Below are 12846 nucleotides of genomic sequence, written 5' to 3'. Positions count from 1 at the left end.
ACACGGACCCAAAACCGGCAGGTCACGGGTCAGCGGCCACGCCGTCGACGTAGACCCAGCGCCCGGCGCGGCGCTCGAAGCGGGAGCGTTCCCGCATCACGCCGCCGGGGTGGTGGGCGGCGAACTCGACTACGCCCTCGGCGTCGAAAGGTCCGCCGCCGGCGGTATCGAGCACCTGGAGCCGGGCAAACGGCTCCCCGGAGGGATCCACGGCCAAGTCCGCGGGCCGGGTCTCATCGGCCCAAGTCTCCGCGACATAGGCGCCCGCGCCGCGCACGTAGGCGGTGTATCGCGAGCGCATCAGCGCTTCAGCGGTGGGCGCGGCGGACGAACCGTCGATGTAGCGTCCGCAGCACGCCTCGTACGGCAGGCCCTGCCCGCAAGGGCACAACCCCCGCACGTCAGTCCAAAGCCCGGATGCGTCAGCCATTACTTGCCCAACCGTTCTGCGCGGTGCAGTTGGTTCTGGCGACGACGGCGCTCAAGCGAGGCAGTCTCCGCAGTTGTTTCGATCTCGCCCTTGGCCACGTAGCCGTCCACGGTGGATGAGGCACCGGCGGTGCGCAAGGTTTCCACCTGGTCGTCGGTCAGGTCGCCGTAGAGGGTGATCAGGCGGGTGAAGGTGCCGTCGCCGTTGTGGTTGACTTCCACGCGGACGTCGTCAAGCGACATGCCCTTGGCTGCCTCGCGCACTGCCTGGGAACAGGACACGGCGAGTGCGGACATGTACAGGCCAGTGGAGGTGACACCCTGGCCCTTGCCTCCGGTGTTCTTCGAGCGGTCCGTGGTGATGGCGCGGTTAGAGGTGCGCACCACGTCGCCGTACTTCGTGCCGCGGGCAGAGTAGGACACCGCGTTGTCGTCGGTGGTCTTTGCCGGTACGAACAGTGGCTGGAGGTATTGCACGGCCCAGGACCCGATGATGTCTGCAGCGCGTTGTGCAGTGCCTTCGCGGGTGAGTAGGTGGTCTGCCTTGTCCAGCGTCATAAGTGACTTGGGGTAGCGTGCCTTGGTGAAAATATTCTGCGCGTTGTCGATACCGACGGTGACGTCGATAGGCGAGTGCACGATGAGCAACGGCTTGCGCAACTTCGGCAGATATTCCTCTGGGTTGGTCTCTGCGAGGTCCTCGAGGAATTCGCGCGAGATGATCAGTTCGCGCCCGCCAAGGGTGACAGGGACGGAGCCGTGCATGTCGGCGTCGCCGATGGAATGTGCGTAGTGCAGCACCGAGTGGGCGGGGTCGAACGGCGCGCCCACAGTGGCCACCGCCTTGAGCATCTTCTTCAGCTCAGGGCGGGTTGCTGCCTTCAATGCAGCCGCGCCGCCGAGGGAGTGGCCCATGAGCAGTTGCGGGGCCTTGTAGTTTTCCTCCAGCCATTGCGCTGCGGCGACGATGTCGTCGACATTCTCCGAAAACGAGGTGTCTTTGAACTCGCCTTCAGATTGGCCGAGGCCTGGAAAGTCGAACCGAAGCGTGGCAATGCCGTGCTCAGTCAGGCGTTTGGAAATGCGCGACGCACCTGGCGTGTGGCGGGAACCAGCGAAGCAGTGGGCGAAGATCGCGTATGCCTGCGCCGGTCCGTCTGGTCGGTCGATGGTGCCGGCCATCATGTGCCCCTTCGATGAGGGGACTTTCACGTTCATAGACAGCATGGTTTGGCTTCCCTCCTTAATTTTGACCATCAGCGTAATCGTGTCACCATCAATTTCGCACGTTGGCGCACCCCTTCAGCGGAACGTTGCGTCAAACCGCATTATCCTTAAGCCTTATGGGCAAATTCGACTGGTTCTGGAAAGCCATGGGCTCCACGGCGGAGCGCAACAACAAGAAGTCCAAGGCTGTCGTCGCTGACGCACATGGGCTCATTGAGGAGCTTTCGCTTCTCGACGACACCGCGCTCGCCGAAACCGTCCGCGCCGCCGTCACAGATGGGGAGGTCAAGGACAAGTCTCGTTTCCTCGCCGGGTTGTCCGTTGCGTCGCAACGCACGCTCGGCATGACCCCGTTTAACGTGCAGAACCAGGCGGTGCTTCGCCTGCTGGAGGGCGACGTGATCCAGATGGCTACCGGCGAGGGCAAGACCCTGGTCGGTGCGATGGCTGCCACGGGTTTCGCACTGCAGGGCAAGCGCGTCCACCTGATTACCGTGAACAACTACCTTGCGGCCCGTGACGCGGAGTGGATGCGTCCGTTGGTGGAGTTTTTCGGGTTGTCGGTGGCTGCGGTGACGGAGTCGTCGACACGCGAGGAGCGCATCGCTGCCTACCGCTGCGACGTCATTTACGCCCCAGTGACCGAGATCGGCTTCGACCACCTGCGCGACAACCAGATCACTTCCCGCGACCAGACGGTGCAGGCGCCGGCGGATGTTGCACTCGTCGACGAGGCGGACAGTGTGCTTGTCGACGAAGCCCTGGTTCCACTCGTCCTCGCCGGCTCCGAAGGAGCCCAGCAGGCCACCGGGCAGATCACCGAAGCTGTCTCGCACCTGGTGGAGGACAAGGACTACACCATCGATTCGGATGGGCGCAACGCGTTTCTTACCGACGAAGGTGCACAGAAGATCGAGCAGTTGCTGGGCATCGACTCGCTGTATTCCGACGAGAACATCGGCACCACACTGGTCCGCGTGAACTTGGCACTCCACGCTAAGGCGCTGCTGATCCGCGACGTCCACTACATCGTCGAGGATGGCAAGGTCGCACTTGTCGACGCCTCACGTGGCCGAGTCGCAGAACTCCAGCGCTGGCCAGATGGGCTGCAGGCTGCGGTTGAGGCAAAGGAAGGCCTCGACGTGTCCGAGGGCGGGCGCATCCTGGACTCGATCACCCTGCAGGCGCTCATGCGCCGCTACCCGCTCGTGTGCGGCATGACCGGCACCGCCGTCGAGGCGACCGACCAGCTGCGAAGTTTCTACGGCCTGCACGTCTCCGTTATCGACCGAGCCAACGAGCTCAAGCGTTTCGACGAGGCAGACCGCATCTACGCCACCATGGCGGATAAAAACGCGGCCATCGTCGACGAGATTGAGCACATCCACCACACTGGCCAGCCGGTGCTCGTGGGTACGCATGATGTGGCCGAATCTGAAGCGCTCGCGGAAGCACTCGAGGCGCGTGGCATTGACGTCAACGTGCTCAACGCGAAAAACGACGCAGAAGAGGCACGCATTATCGCAGAAGCTGGCGACATCGGGCGTGTCACCGTCTCGACCCAGATGGCCGGTCGCGGTACCGACATCCGTCTCGGCGGCGCGAACGAGAACGATCATGCCGAAGTCGCCGCCCTCGGCGGTCTTGCGGTCATTGGCACCGCGCGGCACCGCACCGCGCGTTTGGACAACCAGCTTCGCGGCCGTGCAGGGCGCCAGGGCGATCCAGGCTTGAGCTTGTTCTTCGTCTCCCTTGACGACGACATCATCACCACCGGAGGTGCCGACGAATCCTTCTCCGCGCAGCCTGAACCGGATGGGCGCCTCACCGGCAATCGAGCCCAGCAGTTCGTTGAGCACTGCCAGCGCGTCACCGAAGGCCAACTGTTGGAGATCCACTCCCAGACGTGGAAGTACAACAAGCTTCTCGCAGACCACCGCGACATTCTCGACGAGCGTCGCGCCACCATTTTGGATACTGACACAGCGTGGCGAGAACTCTCTGAGCGCTCCCCGCAGCGCGCCGCCGAATTGTCGCACCTACCGCAGCCGGTTCTCGACCAAGCAGCGCGCGAAATCATGCTGTTCCATCTCGACGCAGAGTGGTCCGAACACCTCGCGCTGATGGACGATGTCCGTGAATCTATTCACCTTCGAGCTATCGCACGCGAGACCCCGATCGATGAGTACCACCGCATTGCTGTGCGCGAGTTCAAAGACCTCGCCAACCGTGCGGTTGACCAAGCGGTAGAAACCTTTAACACCGTGGATATCGATGAATCCGGGGCGCATCTTGCTGATGCAGGATGGAAGCGACCAAGCGCCACATGGACCTACATGGTTTCGGATAATCCGCTTGCCGGGTCAGGCAATTCGGTCATTAGTGGCATCGGCAATATTTTCCGTTAAGTCACTAAACACCACCCAATCCCGACTTGGGCGGTACTATTGCAGAAGTTCTCAATCTCGACTCGATAGTCAAGGAGTTAGTCATGAGCGACAACACGCCGCAGAACCAGGTCGAAACCACCTCGGTATTCCGAGCAGACCTGCTCAAGGAGATGGAATCTGGTGCCGCGGCATCTGTGGATTCCGCAGCAGGAACCGAAAACCTCCCCGAAGGTGCGGCGCTGCTCGTCGTCAAGCGTGGCCCGAACGCTGGTGCACGCTTCCTGCTCGACCAGGAGTCGACCACGGCAGGCCGCCACCCAGAGGCGGATATCTTCCTCGATGACGTGACCGTGTCTCGTCGTCACGCCGAGTTCCGCGCCAACGAGGATGGCTACGAGGTTGTCGACGTCGGATCGCTCAACGGCACCTACGTCAACCGCGAGCCGCGAAACACGCAGCAGCTGACCAATGGCGATGAAATCCAGATCGGCAAGTTCCGACTCGTATTCATCACCGCGGAAGCCTAAACTTCCGTTCATCCTTAGACCGACGTCCCACGAGAAGAAGAGCACGATCACGTGAGCGCAATCCGCAAAACCGCACCGCAGCAGACGGCCGCGAAGCAAGCCAAGCCCAACAAACCGGCAAAGACCATGTCGATTGGTGTTGTGCTTGAGCGTTTGCGGACTGAGTTTCCGGACGTGACCGTCTCCAAGATCCGTTTCCTCGAATCCGAGGGACTGATCACACCGCAGCGCACGGCGTCGGGCTACCGCCGTTTTACTGATCAGGACGTGGAGCGCCTGCGCTACATTCTGGTCACCCAACGTGACAACTACCTCCCGCTGAAGGTGATCCGCGAACAGCTCGAGGCCATGGATTCCGGCCAGGTCACCGCGATCCTGACTGCAAACGATGCTGAGCCGATGATCTCTCCAGAGAACTTCCGGGCCCCAGCACCGACGCGCCTGACCGACGTGGATGTTGCGGAACAGGCTCAGGCTTCGCAGTCCACGGTTGAGGAATACATCAAGGTAGGCCTCATCACCCCAGACGCGGCAGGGCTGTTCAATGTCGACGATGTCCGCACTGTCACTACCGCAATGTCCCTGGCTGAGTTCGGCTTGGACTCGCGTCATCTGAAGACGCTGCGTACCGCTGCTGCTCGTCAGGCTGACATGATCGGTCAGGTCACCGAACCGGTTGCAAAGTCCGGCAAGGTCAATGCGCAGCAGCAAGCAGAAGAGATTGGCCAGCAGATGTCCGCGCTGGTGGTCTCGCTGCACGCTTCGCTGGTGAAGAACGAACTGCGCAAGCAGTCCGGCAACTAGTCGTTATGGAAGCAGTCGAGCTGGTCGGGGTGTACCCCGTCGGTCCCGAGCAATACCTTTGCGCATTGCTGCAGCGATCCTCTAACGGCCGGTGCATTCCTGTCTGGGTACCAACGCATGAGGGTGGGGAATTGGCTGCCCGGCTTTCAGGTTGGTCGCCAATCCGCCCCCGCACCATAGATGCCGTTGTGGATCTGATTCGCAACACCGGAAAAACAGTAGAAACCATTGAGCTGTCTTCGTACTTAGAGGGCATGTTTATGGCAACCGTGTCGTTTGCGGACGGCTCTGAACTGGACCTGCGGGCGAGTGACGCGCTTCTGCTTGCGCTTGAATTAGACCACGAACTCAGCGTTGATGACCTCGTAGCAAGCCAGGCATCGATCTACCTTTCGCCGGAAGACGCGCAGCGTTTTCTTGGTGCTGAACTCAAGGTCATTGATCCTCAGGAATCTGTTTCAGCAAGCGGCGACGCCCAGGCTGACGCTGATTTTGAAGAGCTCATGCGCAATCTTGGTGTGGATGACCTCGACACCGGTGATACTCCTGATACTGATGGGGACGATGGGGCAGACGAGGCGAAATAAAGTCTCAGTGTAAAGTTGAGGTTGAGAGTTCGGCGTGTTGCGCGTGAAACTCTTGACCCAGGTCCTATGCTTGGCATTTAATAGTCAGCAGGCCCTCATATAACTTTCATGGGAGTAATTACGTGAGTATCAACGATCTCAACCAGGTAGGCGAGCAGGAGACCACCTCGGCTGCGGTGCAGGAATCGCTTTTCGACGTCGGCCCGTCCGACGAAGTGGGCTACCGCGTACCGATCGCATGCCAGGTCGCAGGCATCACCTACCGTCAGCTGGATTACTGGGCACGCACTGGGCTCGTTCGCCCGTCGATCCGTGGCGCAAAGGGTTCTGGTTCCCAGCGTCTGTACTCCTTCAAGGACATCTTGGTGCTCAAGATCGTCAAGGGTCTTTTGGACACCGGCATTTCCCTGCAGAACATTCGCCTCGCGGTGGATAAGCTGCGTGACCGCGGTGTCTCCGACATTGCGGAAATCACCCTGGTCTCCGACGGTGTAACCGTCTACGAGTGCCGCTCCAACGAAGAGATCATCGACCTCCTTGGCGGCGGCCAGGGCGTGTTCGGCATCGCGGTGCCGCAGATTATGAAGGAACTCACCGGCACCATCTCTGCGTTCCCGTCCGAGCGTGTCGAAGAAGAGATCGACGCTCCAAACGTCATTGGTTTCGACGAGCTGGCTGATCGCCGTCGTCGCAAGACTTCCTAAACAGGCCACACAACAACGGCCCGGGCTGGGTACTCCCTCCAGTCCGGGCCTTTGTTGCTTGCCGATGTTAGCCGTCAGAACCCTGCGGCCTGCTTCACCGCATCCGCGATGTTCTCTGCAGTCTTGGCATCGACCTGTTTTTTGGCGATCTGCTCGAGTGCCGCATCCGGATCGCCTTCTCCGACACGTACCACAGTCAGGTCCAGGTTGGTGCCCGCTGCCTGCCGGAAGCCGTCAATAAATGCTGCGTCATCTCCGGCATCAGCGGTGCCGGTGGTAACGAGCACAATTCGCATTGGCGCATTTGCGTTGCCGTATGCAGCAGCCGCAGCCTGGAGTGCTTCGCGGGTCTGGGGGACTCCGCCGACAAGGAAGCGACGCACCGCCACGTTGACCGACTCCGCGTCAGGGGAGACGGAGATGTTTTGGCGGAAACCATTCACCACGCCAGGGGTCAGCGGTGAGGAGTAGTTCCACAGACCTACTTCCTTCCCTGCACCGGCAAGTTCAAGCGCGGTGTTGCCAATCGCGTCCTTGGCTGGCTCGATAAACGGCGCCATTGCCTCAGAAGTGTCAAGCAGGAACAACGTGTTGACCGGCTCGATCACCTTTGCAGCCTCAGCTTGATCGCCGAGCTTCTCTCCACCAGAAGGCAGGGCAGCAGCCCAGACCAGATCCGAAATCACCGGCTGATCTTTCTCGGAGCCATCGAACTTCTCGGCTGCGGCACGTGCGAAGTCCTGGCCAGCGCGCGCTTGATCCTCGTTTACTGCGTCGTTCTGGTTCAACGGGATCGCCGCGTAAACAATGTCTGCGCCGACTGAGGTAAATGAAAGACCTTCCGGAACACTGTCCTCCGCAGTCGCCACAAGCTTGCCGTCTGCTCCTGCGAAGTCCGCCAGCCTACCCAGACGCTGATCGGTGAGGGCCTTCACAGCATCATTGTCGTTGCCGGCGATCTTTGCCGCCACCAACGCGGAAGCCTCAGGCTCTTCCTCAACAGGGAACAGCACAGACTCGGTCTTCACGTCCTCCAACTTCACCTGTTCGGTGCCAGCGACACCTACAGGTTCACTATGGACAGCTTGGGGGTCAGCAACCGCTGCAGTGCGCTCAGCCGACTTCAACGCAGTATGCGTAATCGAGGTATTCGGAGCGATATAGACTGCGGCTTCCTTGATCGAGTCAACATACTGCGGCTTGATGCAGTAGTCCCGGACAACGGGGTTGGCGGCTGCGTAGTCGTCGATAAGCGCGCGGCCCACTTTCTCATCGGAAGCGGCGACCGGCAGAACCAGATCACCGGATACGCAATCAGGAGCTGCAGCGCTCGAGTCGGCGCCGTCGCGCTGCCACAAAACCACTGCAAGCACTGCAGCCACAGCGAGAGCGACAAGCAGGGCGATAAGCCAACCCGCTAGCCTGAAATTGTTTTTACCGCTTGCGTGCCTAGCCATTGTGGTCGTAGCCCCTTCAACGTCGAACGATTGAGAAAACCTGCTCCGAGCTTAGCTGTCCAACGCAGCTTCTACGGTCGCGACAAGCCTGGCGCGCAGCGGAGCGGCGGCTTGAGACAATGCCCGTTGACGCGCAACGTATTCCGCTTTACCTTCAGCGGTTTCTACCGCGACAACATCAAAGCCCAACTCTCTGCAGTCGTATGGCGACGCTTCCATATCCAAGCGCCGAGCCCGTGCCGCAAGCTCAAAGCAATCCAGGAAAAGCTCGCCAGGTACCAGCGGTCCTAACTTCAACGCCCACTTGTACAGATCCATGCTGACATGTACACAGCCAGCCTGGTCGTGATCAGGCTGAGACTCGCGAGTAAGAACAGTCAGATTCAGCGGACGCGCTGCAGGGGTGAAGAAACGAAACGCGTCATAATGTGAGCACTTGATGTGGTGAGACTCAACCACGCCGTTGGTGCCCTCTGCTCCAAGGCGAAGTGGCAAATCGTGACGTGGGTGGTCGGTCTTATACACCATCGCCCACTCGTGCATGCCGAAGCAATCAAAGTGAGCAGGACGCGTATCGACGGCACGCAGCAGCCGGCCAACCATCTCCACATCATTGCGTCGATGCTGGAGGAAAAGGCCTAGATTCAAGGACACGGTTCCGTCAGGTGCTGTGACGTAGTCGCGCCAAGACGCTTGCGGTGTATCCGCAGCCTGCGCGAGAGCGACCCCAACCCCTGGATGCCAGCGCTTCAAATGCGATGGGCGAACGGGGTAGTACTCAAAGAGGAAGTCCCATACTGGGTGGTACTCGCCATGCGCACGCCGAGCCGCACGGGCGTCCGCCCAAGGAGCCGCACGCTGCTCGTGCTCGTGTATGCGTGCGAGATATTCCTCAGGTTGCAGGGTTGTGGTCATACGCACGCTAACTATTCGTTTTCGTGTGTCCAGTCCGACACCGTACCCACGTATTCCTCGATGAGGTCTTCGAGGGCGACGATCCCGACGAGGCGGCCGTTCTCATGCACTGCCGCCATGTGCGCTGAACGTCGGTGCAGCAAAGTAAGAGCGTCGTCCATTGACTCGTGGCCGTCGACTGTGATGAGCGGTCGAATGCGTGAAAGCGGCACGCGTGGATCCTTCTCATCTGTCTCCATCAAGTCCAGAATGTCCTTCACATGCAGGTAGCCCGCCAGGGATCCAGTGCTGATCAGTACCGGGAAGCGTGAAAAACCGGTGTCTTGCACTGCCTGCTCGATGATCGAAAGACGGATGCCGCGCGGGTCGTAGGGGATCGTCTTTACCTCTACAAGCGGGATGAGCACCTCGTTGAGGCTGCGGGAATCCTGACGCAACGCCTTTGCCAAACGGACAGTTTCCTCGGCATCCAGGAGCCCCTCTTTGCGAGACTCCTGAATCATTGTGGCTAACTGCTCCTGGTCGACAGTGGAATCCAACTCGTCGCGCTGTTGGATACCGAACGCAGCTAATGTCTTACGAGCCACCCAGTTAAGTGCTTCCAGCACGGGGCGGGTTAGCTTCATCCAAACCGTCATCGGTCTGGTCAGCCACATTGCGGATTGCTCAGGCCCCGCGATGGCAATATTCTTCGGCACCATCTCGCCGAACAAAATGTGCAGGAAAGAAATGAATGCAAGCGCAATAACGAACGAAATTGGATGCAGAATATCTGCCGGTACACCCAGCGCGAGGAACGGCTCCTCCAGATATTTTGCAATCGCCGGCTCGGCAACCTTGCCCAATATCAGCGAGGCCACAGTAATGCCGAACTGCGCACCAGCCAAGTAGATGGAAAGGTGCTCGGTTGCGTACATCACGTCCTGGGCTTTGGTTTTGCCTTGGGCCTGGAGTGACTCGAGACGGTCGCGGCGCGAGGATACGAGAGCGAACTCGGCTCCAACAAAGAATGCGTTAGCAGCGAGGAGGGCGACAATCAGGACAACAGCGAGCCAGATACTCATCGGTCGGCCTCCTCAGGGGTAATCGGGCGCAGCATCGCTTTATCCACACGGCGGCCGTCCATTGCGGTGACCTGGGCAAGCCATGATCCGGCGCCTGCCGATTGGAACTCCTCCTGCAGCGAACCGAACGTTTCGCGCAGGACGACCTCGTCGCCAACCTTCGGGATGCGACCGAGTGTTGCCATGATCAGACCGCCCAACGTCTCGTAGGGGCCGTCGGGTGCTGTGTAGGCGAGGTGCTCTTCGAGCTCGTCGAGACGCACGAGCCCGGAAACCTCCCATGAGGTGCCGTAACGGACAAAGTCCTTTTCGCTTTCGCGGTCATCGTATTCGTCGTACACCTCGCCAAGAATCTCCTCAACGAGGTCTTCGATGGTAACCAGGCCCATGGTGCCGCCGTATTCATCGGCAACAAGTACGACCTGCGAACCAGCAGAGCGCACCCGGTTCAGCACGGAATCGCCGTCCAGCGTGCCCGGGACGATTGGGACACGCCGGGCAAGCGTGGCAAGTTGTGTGGTCGCACGCTCGTCGGGTGGCACGGAGAATGCGTCCTTGATGTGGACGACTCCGAGGGTGTCGTCGAGATCGCCACGCCGCACTGGGAAACGCGAACGCCCAGTTTCGCGAGCAAGTGCGATCAGGTCGACAACAGTATCCTCCGCGTCGAGGGAGTCGATGGTGGAACGGGGCGTCATCACCTCTTCAGCTGTGGTCTCGCCGAAGCGCAGTGATCGGTCGATCACTGCAGCGGTCTCAGCATCCAAACCACCAGCCTCTGCCGACGAGCGCACCATGGCGCCAAGCTCTTGAGAAGAGCGGGCCGAGGCAAGCTCGTCGGCAGGCTCGATACCCATCTTGCGCACAATCCAGTTAGCGGAGGTATTGAGAAGGTTGATAAACGGCTTCATCGCCGTGTTAAACCAGTGCACCGGTGGCACGACCACGCGAGCTGTCGCCAGCGGGTCCGTAATAGCCATGTTTTTCGGTACAAGCTCGCCGAAAACCATCGACAAAAACGTTGCGATGACAAGGGCCAAAATAAGTGCGACAGTGGTTGAGGCCGACGCACTAAGTCCGACGGCCTCCAACGCAGGGGTGAAGAACTTACCGAGTACAGGCTCGGCAAGGAAACCTGCCGCCAGCGTCGTCACCGTAATGCCGAGCTGGGCGCCTGAGAGGACGAACGAAAGATTCGCGTGATCACGCGCGATAGCGCGGGCTGTAGCATCCCCGCGTTGTTTAACGTGGGCATCGATTGTGGAGCGCTCGAGCCCCGTCATGGCGAACTCGATTGCGACGAACAACCCGGTAGAGGCTGTCAGCAATACGAACGCCAGAAGAGAAAGTATGGATATGAATATGTCCATGTGTGTTGATCTGCGCCTTAGCGGCCGTTACTCCTTCGTTTGTTCTCTCCACGACGACCCTGCGAGTTGCCGCGTTGCCCACGTGTAGAACGGGAACGTCCAGCGCGGCTCGATCGTTGCGACGACCGACGCCCAGCGCGGGAACCTTGCCCGCCACCACCACAAGGAGCCTGCTTCGGAGCCCCCGGCGGAGGCAGTGGCTTTCCATCTGCGACACGTGCTCCTGTAATCGTAACCAACGACTCCGACATTGGAGCCACTCTGACCTCCGGAGCCTTCACGCCTGCCTTGCGCATCAGTTGCGCGACTTCCTTAGCTTGCTCGTCCATGACGAGCGTGACCACTGTGCCGGACGTGCCAGCACGGGCGGTGCGCCCTGCGCGGTGCAAATACGCCTTGTGCTCGGCTGGCGGATCGACGTGGACGACAAGCGAGACGTCGTCGACATCGATACCGCGTGCAGCAATATCAGTAGCGACGAGCACCGGGGTGGTGCCGTCGCTGAAGCCGTCTAAGGCACGCGTACGCGCCCCTTGGGTTTTATCGCCGTGCAACCCCTGGGCATTGATGCCGACACGTCGCAGCTTCTTCACCTGACGGTCAACACCGTGTTTCGTGCGCATAAACATGATGGTCTTGCCGTCACGTGCGGCGATCTGCATCGCGATCTCATTGCGTTGCTCACGGCCACCGACCAAAAGTCGGAAATGCTCCATGGTGTCCACAGCGGCCTCCACCGGCGCAGTGGAGTGCGTCACTGGGTTGTGCATGTAGCGGTCGATGAGCTTTTGCACGTCGCCATCCAGTGTGGCGGAAAACAGCAAACGCTGGCCGTTTTTGGGAGTGCGGTCGAGCAGCTTGCGAACTTGTGGCAAAAAACCCATGTCGGCCATCTGATCGGCCTCGTCCAGAGCAGTGACCTCCACCTGATCCAGGAAGAGTTTCTTCTGGTTGATGAGATCCTCGGCGCGGCCCGGGGTGGCCACAAGGAGATCGACTGGGGAGGCCAACGCACGAATGTGGTTATTGATGTTCACGCCACCGACAACATCGAGGACGCGTAGGCCGAGGGCGGCAGCGGAGTCGTCGAGACGCTCGCGAATCTGCGTTGCAAGTTCACGCGTCGGCGCAAGCACGAGCGCTCGCGGGTGACCCGGGCGTGATGGGGCTCCAACGAGACGGGCAAGCATAGGCAAACCGAACGTAAACGTTTTGCCCGAGCCTGTTGGACCCCGCCCGAGAACATCACGGCCCGCAAGGGCATCGGGGATAGCCGCCTCTTGGATAGGGAAGGGCTCCGTGATGCCCTGCTTTTTCAGCGTGGCGACGATTTCACGGGGTAGGCCGAGGTCGGCGAATGTAGTCATTCAGA

At 60.2% G+C, this 12846-nt stretch carries 12 protein-coding genes; 5 read left to right on the top strand and 7 right to left on the bottom strand.

Annotation, left to right across the window (positions count from 1 at the left end; translation table 11 throughout):
• Window positions 1–22 precede the first annotated feature (22 nt).
• Window positions 23–391 carry a YchJ family protein gene (locus HMPREF2785_RS09560; protein ID WP_246819519.1) on the bottom strand — a complete coding sequence of 123 codons (369 nt, stop codon included), beginning with the start codon at window positions 389–391 and terminating at the stop codon, window positions 23–25.
• 38 nt (window positions 392–429) lie between these two features.
• Window positions 430–1656 carry a bifunctional alpha/beta hydrolase/OsmC family protein gene (locus HMPREF2785_RS09555; protein WP_083308964.1) on the bottom strand — a complete coding sequence of 409 codons (1227 nt, stop codon included), beginning with the start codon at window positions 1654–1656 and terminating at the stop codon, window positions 430–432.
• A gap of 116 nt (window positions 1657–1772) precedes the next feature.
• Between HMPREF2785_RS09555 and secA2 the strand changes: the two genes are divergently transcribed.
• The 5 genes from secA2 to HMPREF2785_RS09530 all read left to right on the top strand — a co-directional run bounded on the left by secA2 (window position 1773) and on the right by HMPREF2785_RS09530 (window position 6668).
• On the top strand, window positions 1773–4064 hold the full coding sequence (secA2, locus tag HMPREF2785_RS09550) for an accessory Sec system translocase SecA2 (protein ID WP_070570269.1): 2292 nt from the start codon (window positions 1773–1775) through the stop codon (window positions 4062–4064).
• Between the two features lie 83 nt (window positions 4065–4147).
• Window positions 4148–4573 (top strand): oxoglutarate dehydrogenase inhibitor Odhl, encoded by a 426-nt coding sequence (odhI, locus tag HMPREF2785_RS09545; RefSeq protein WP_070423210.1) that lies wholly within the window; start codon window positions 4148–4150, stop codon window positions 4571–4573.
• A gap of 51 nt (window positions 4574–4624) precedes the next feature.
• Window positions 4625–5377, top strand: coding sequence for a transcriptional regulator FtsR (locus tag HMPREF2785_RS09540; protein WP_070423209.1), 753 nt, complete (start codon window positions 4625–4627; stop codon window positions 5375–5377).
• A gap of 5 nt (window positions 5378–5382) precedes the next feature.
• On the top strand, window positions 5383–5964 hold the full coding sequence (locus HMPREF2785_RS09535; protein WP_070423208.1) for a bifunctional nuclease domain-containing protein: 582 nt from the start codon (window positions 5383–5385) through the stop codon (window positions 5962–5964).
• 128 nt (window positions 5965–6092) lie between these two features.
• Window positions 6093–6668 carry a MerR family transcriptional regulator gene (locus HMPREF2785_RS09530; RefSeq protein WP_070423253.1) on the top strand — a complete coding sequence of 192 codons (576 nt, stop codon included), beginning with the start codon at window positions 6093–6095 and terminating at the stop codon, window positions 6666–6668.
• A gap of 74 nt (window positions 6669–6742) precedes the next feature.
• Here HMPREF2785_RS09530 and HMPREF2785_RS09525 read toward each other — a convergent pair whose 3' ends face one another.
• From HMPREF2785_RS09525 to HMPREF2785_RS09505, 5 genes are read right to left on the bottom strand one after another with little or no spacing between them, the layout of a single operon-like run.
• Window positions 6743–8125, bottom strand: coding sequence for a vWA domain-containing protein (locus HMPREF2785_RS09525; RefSeq protein ID WP_070615125.1), 1383 nt, complete (start codon window positions 8123–8125; stop codon window positions 6743–6745).
• A gap of 51 nt (window positions 8126–8176) precedes the next feature.
• Window positions 8177–9040: a 3-methyladenine DNA glycosylase gene (locus HMPREF2785_RS09520; RefSeq protein WP_070615122.1), complete on the bottom strand. Its 864-nt coding sequence runs from the start codon at window positions 9038–9040 to the stop codon at window positions 8177–8179.
• A gap of 11 nt (window positions 9041–9051) precedes the next feature.
• The gene (locus HMPREF2785_RS09515; protein ID WP_070484767.1) at window positions 9052–10104 is read right to left on the bottom strand and encodes a hemolysin family protein; all 1053 of its coding nucleotides are present in this window, start codon (window positions 10102–10104) and stop codon (window positions 9052–9054) included.
• The gene (locus HMPREF2785_RS09510; RefSeq protein WP_070615119.1) at window positions 10101–11474 is read right to left on the bottom strand and encodes a hemolysin family protein; all 1374 of its coding nucleotides are present in this window, start codon (window positions 11472–11474) and stop codon (window positions 10101–10103) included. The genes HMPREF2785_RS09515 and HMPREF2785_RS09510 overlap by 4 nt, the downstream gene beginning before the upstream one ends.
• A 17-nt stretch (window positions 11475–11491) precedes the next feature.
• Window positions 11492–12841, bottom strand: a complete 1350-nt coding sequence (locus HMPREF2785_RS09505) for a DEAD/DEAH box helicase (RefSeq protein ID WP_070615116.1) — start codon at window positions 12839–12841, stop codon at window positions 11492–11494.
• Window positions 12842–12846 lie beyond the last annotated feature (5 nt).

It is taken from the genome of Corynebacterium sp. HMSC067D03 (assembly GCF_001811185.1).
Taxonomy (GTDB): Bacteria; Actinomycetota; Actinomycetes; order Mycobacteriales; family Mycobacteriaceae; genus Corynebacterium; species Corynebacterium coyleae.
Note: the sequence above shows the minus strand (reverse complement) of the source record. Positions and strands in the feature narration are given on the sequence as shown.

Excerpts from the sequence above, each read along its gene's own strand:
- HMPREF2785_RS09515 (WP_070484767.1), bottom strand. The coding sequence starts at position 10,104 with ATGAGTATCTGGCTCGCTGTTGTCCTGATTGTCGCCCTCCTCGCTGCT.
- HMPREF2785_RS09510 (WP_070615119.1), bottom strand. The coding sequence starts at position 11,474 with ATGGACATATTCATATCCATACTTTCTCTTCTGGCGTTCGTATTGCTG.
- secA2 (WP_070570269.1), top strand. The coding sequence starts at position 1,773 with ATGGGCAAATTCGACTGGTTCTGGAAAGCCATGGGCTCCACGGCGGAG.
- HMPREF2785_RS09525 (WP_070615125.1), bottom strand. The coding sequence starts at position 8,125 with ATGGCTAGGCACGCAAGCGGTAAAAACAATTTCAGGCTAGCGGGTTGG.
- HMPREF2785_RS09505 (WP_070615116.1), bottom strand. The coding sequence starts at position 12,841 with ATGACTACATTCGCCGACCTCGGCCTACCCCGTGAAATCGTCGCCACG.
- HMPREF2785_RS09555 (WP_083308964.1), bottom strand. The coding sequence starts at position 1,656 with ATGCTGTCTATGAACGTGAAAGTCCCCTCATCGAAGGGGCACATGATG.
- HMPREF2785_RS09520 (WP_070615122.1), bottom strand. The coding sequence starts at position 9,040 with ATGACCACAACCCTGCAACCTGAGGAATATCTCGCACGCATACACGAG.
- odhI (WP_070423210.1), top strand. The coding sequence starts at position 4,148 with ATGAGCGACAACACGCCGCAGAACCAGGTCGAAACCACCTCGGTATTC.
- HMPREF2785_RS09535 (WP_070423208.1), top strand. The coding sequence starts at position 5,383 with ATGGAAGCAGTCGAGCTGGTCGGGGTGTACCCCGTCGGTCCCGAGCAA.